Annotated in this window: 3 protein-coding genes, 2 pseudogenes and 1 other annotated feature; all 5 genes and pseudogenes read left to right on the top strand. The window is 39.0% G+C overall.

Features of this window, described 5'->3' with window-relative positions; translation table 11 throughout:
• Positions 1-12: 12 nt before the first annotated feature.
• Positions 13-756 (top strand): annotated as a pseudogene (locus HT723_RS10365) (amidohydrolase family protein); the annotation flags it as partial.
• A 75-nt stretch (positions 757-831) separates the two neighbouring features.
• Positions 832-967, top strand: a sequence feature (ribosomal protein L10 leader region).
• A gap of 38 nt (positions 968-1,005) precedes the next feature.
• Positions 1,006-1,506 (top strand): 50S ribosomal protein L10, encoded by a 501-nt coding sequence (rplJ, locus tag HT723_RS10360; protein WP_001287278.1) that lies wholly within the window; start codon positions 1,006-1,008, stop codon positions 1,504-1,506.
• A gap of 72 nt (positions 1,507-1,578) precedes the next feature.
• Positions 1,579-1,947: a 50S ribosomal protein L7/L12 gene (rplL, locus tag HT723_RS10355; protein WP_001196965.1), complete on the top strand. Its 369-nt coding sequence runs from the start codon at positions 1,579-1,581 to the stop codon at positions 1,945-1,947.
• 200 nt (positions 1,948-2,147) lie between these two features.
• Positions 2,148-2,321, top strand: coding sequence for a hypothetical protein (locus tag HT723_RS10350; protein ID WP_078934316.1), 174 nt, complete (start codon positions 2,148-2,150; stop codon positions 2,319-2,321).
• Positions 2,318-2,716, top strand: a pseudogene (locus HT723_RS10345) (replication initiator protein A); the annotation flags it as partial. The gene HT723_RS10350 and the pseudogene HT723_RS10345, both read left to right, overlap by 4 nt.
• Positions 2,717-2,947 lie beyond the last annotated feature (231 nt).

Below are 2,947 nucleotides of genomic sequence, written 5' to 3'. Positions count from 1 at the left end.
GAAAATGATTGAGTATTAAAATATAAAAATCCAAATTTCAAGGTTATGGTAGCACCTCATTCTCCCTATAGCTGCAGTAGAGACTTGCTGGAAGCGAGTTTGGAAATGGCAAAAGAGCTTGCTATTCCAATCCATATCCATGTGGCGGAGACCAAGGAAGAATCAGGCATTATCCTGAAACGATACGGCAAACGCCCCCTCGCCTTTCTAGAAGAACTGGGTTACTTAGATCATCCGTCTGTCTTTGCTCATGGGGTCGAATTAAACGAGCGAGAAATTGAACGCTTGGCAACTTCTCAAGTGGCTATTGCTCACAATCCTATCAGTAATCTCAAACTGGCATCAGGAATTGCTCCAATTATCCAGCTCCAAAAAGCAGGAGTAGCAGTCGGAATTGCGACTGACTCGGTCGCTTCCAATAACAATCTTGATATGTTTGAGGAGGGACGGACTGCAGCCCTTCTTCAGAAGATGAAAAGTGGGGATGCCAGCCAATTTCCTATCGAAACAGCGCTCAAGGCACTGACAATCGAAGGGGCTAAGGTCCTAGGAATGGAAAATCAGATAGGAAGTCTAGAAGTCGGCAAGCAGGCAGATTTTCTCGTTATTCAACCACAAGGCAAAATCCATCTCCAACCTCAGGAAAATATGCTGTCCCACCTAGTTTATGCTGTCAAATCCAGTGATGTTGATGATGTCTATATTGCTGGAGAACATGTTGTTAAGCAAGGTCAAGTTCTGACAGTAGAACTTTAGAAGAAAAATCACGAAAAATTTTAAAAAAAGTTTGTAAAAATCTTGCATTCTTTTTTTGACTATGCTATACTTATATACGGTTTGAAAAAACTGCCTAAGACAGTAGGGGAGCCCGACTCATAAATATCCTACCGAGGACAAAACGTATCATGTAAAAAGAAGCGTATTGTACTTTCGTGTCTAGGTTTGGGCGCGTTTTTCTTTTGGAAAAATTCCCCAAGCAAAATAATTACGGAGGTGAACACACTAATGAGTGAAGCAATTATTGCTAAAAAAGCGGAACTAGTTGACGTAGTAGCTGAAAAAATGAAAGCTGCTGCATCTATCGTCGTTGTAGACGCTCGTGGTTTGACAGTTGAGCAAGATACAGTTCTTCGTCGTGAGCTTCGTGGAAGCGAAGTTGAGTATAAAGTCATTAAAAACTCAATCTTGCGTCGTGCAGCTGAAAAAGCTGGTCTTGAAGATCTTGCATCAGTATTCGTTGGACCATCTGCAGTAGCATTTTCTAACGAAGATGTTATTGCACCAGCGAAAATCTTGAACGACTTTTCTAAAAACGCTGAAGCACTTGAAATCAAAGGTGGTGCAATCGAAGGCGCTGTCGCATCTAAAGAAGAGATTCTTGCACTTGCAACTCTTCCAAACCGCGAAGGACTTCTTTCTATGCTCCTTTCTGTACTTCAAGCGCCAGTGCGCAACGTTGCTCTTGCAGTCAAAGCGGTTGCAGAAAGCAAAGAAGACGCAGCTTAATCTTAAGCTACGTAGCGTAGCCTAGCTACGAAAATCTATTATAAATTTAAAACATATTTGGAGGAAATAACAATGGCATTGAACATTGAAAACATTATTGCTGAAATTAAAGAAGCTTCAATCCTTGAATTGAACGACCTTGTAAAAGCTATCGAAGAAGAATTTGGTGTAACTGCAGCTGCTCCTGTAGCTGTTGCTGCAGCTGGTGCTGCTGACGCTGGTGCTGCTAAAGATTCATTCGACGTTGAATTGACATCTGCAGGCGACAAAAAAGTTGGCGTTATCAAAGTTGTACGTGAAATCACAGGTCTTGGTCTTAAAGAAGCTAAAGAACTTGTTGACGGTGCACCAGCACTTGTTAAAGAAGGCGTTGCAACTGCAGAAGCTGAAGAAATCAAAGCTAAATTGGAAGAAGCTGGAGCTTCAGTTACTCTTAAATAAGAGGCATATACCAATTAGAATTCGGAATACTATAGTATCAGCCTTTTAGAATCGTGAACACATTTTAGAAACTGATAAATTAATTTAGTTTCCTACCAAAAACCCTACCAAAAATTCTTTGGCAGGGTTTTTCTTTTTAACAAATTTATCGTGGAGCACAATTGAATATTGTTCTCCTTTTTTTATTTTCAGGAGGGAAAATGACAAAAGAATTACAATCATCACGCTATATTGTCATTTCGTTTTTAGTACGTGAAATGGGAATAGATATTGTTGAGGCCATATCTCTTATGGCTGAATTAGAAAAAAGTGACTTGGTTCGATTGGAATCAAGTGGAGATTTAATACTAAAAGAACTTGGAGGAGCGCTATGAAACGAATTACCGCAAATCAATACCAAACTTCAGAACGGTATTATAAATTGCCTAAAATTCTTTTTGAGGATCAGAAATATATGGATATGAAACTAGAAGTAAAGGTGGCTTATTCTATTTTAAAAAATCGCTTAGAATTATTTCTAAGTCGTGGTTGGATAGATGAAGAAGGAGCAGTCTATTTAGTATTTTCTAATTCTAAGCTGATGAAGCTGTTAGGTTGTTCGAAGTCAAAATTACTGTCCATCAAAAAAACTCTTAAAGAATATGACTTAATTGATGAAGTCCAACAGTCTTCAAGTGAGAAAGGAAGACTAGCTAATAAGATTTATTTAGGGGAATTATCTTCTACCCCAGTAGCTAATTCAAACAGACCTAGTGTTAAAAAAAGACTGAAAGTTCTATAATGAAGTTAGCCACCCAGCCCTCCTAAAAATTAGATGTTTTAACTAGCTTATAGCTAGCCCTCGATTTCATTTGATAAGAGGCTTGATGCTGTTAGGCTGACAAGCCAAGGCTAAGATTAGCTTTGGTTTAGCTGACAAAACTGCTTCAAGGGTTCCTCTTGTCAAATGAAAGCTCTTCTAGGCATAAGAAAACACCTCTGTGTTATACTTGTTGTTCAA

The organism is Streptococcus sp. 2106, assembly GCF_013277315.1.
Taxonomy (GTDB): domain Bacteria; phylum Bacillota; class Bacilli; order Lactobacillales; family Streptococcaceae; genus Streptococcus; species Streptococcus pseudopneumoniae.
This window is presented reverse-complemented; position numbering and strand designations above follow the sequence as displayed.